The 556-nt window shown below is 48.7% G+C and carries 1 protein-coding gene; it reads right to left on the bottom strand.

All coding sequences use genetic code 11. The features are described from left to right. Positions 1-556 (bottom strand): EF-Tu C-terminal domain-related protein (locus HMPREF2952_RS01995; RefSeq protein ID WP_083314040.1); only part of this gene is annotated, 556 nt, incomplete at both ends.

Raw genomic sequence — 556 nt, 5'->3', positions numbered from 1 at the left:
CCACCTTCGCGAATCGCAAAGCGCAGACCTTCTTCCATAGCGATTGGCGCAATCAGTTCTACAGTAATGGTTACGTTCTCACCTGGCATTACCATTTCTACGCCTTCTTCCAAAGTAACTGCACCAGTTACGTCAGTAGTACGGAAGTAGAATTGTGGACGGTAGTTAGCGAAGAATGGAGTGTGACGACCACCCTCTTCTTTGCTCAGTACGTATACTTCTGCTTTGAACTTGGTGTGAGGAGTGATAGTACCTGGTTTAGCCAATACTTGACCACGCTCTACGTCTTCACGTTTAGTACCACGCAGCAATACGCCTACGTTGTCACCCGCTTGACCTTCGTCCAGCAGTTTGCGGAACATTTCAACGCCGGTACAAGTAGTTTTTTGGGTTTCTTTCAGACCTACGATTTCGATCTCGTCACCAACGTGGATGATACCGCGCTCTACACGACCGGTTACTACTGTACCACGGCCGGAGATAGAGAATACGTCTTCGATAGGCAACAAGAAAGGTTTGTCCACAGCACGCTCAGGTGTTGGGATGTAGCTGTCCA

Source organism: Neisseria sp. HMSC068C12 (genome assembly GCF_001814095.1).
GTDB classification, from domain to species: Bacteria; Pseudomonadota; Gammaproteobacteria; order Burkholderiales; family Neisseriaceae; genus Neisseria; species Neisseria perflava.
The sequence above is the reverse complement of the archived record's forward strand: the minus strand, read 5'-3'. Positions and strand labels throughout refer to the sequence as shown.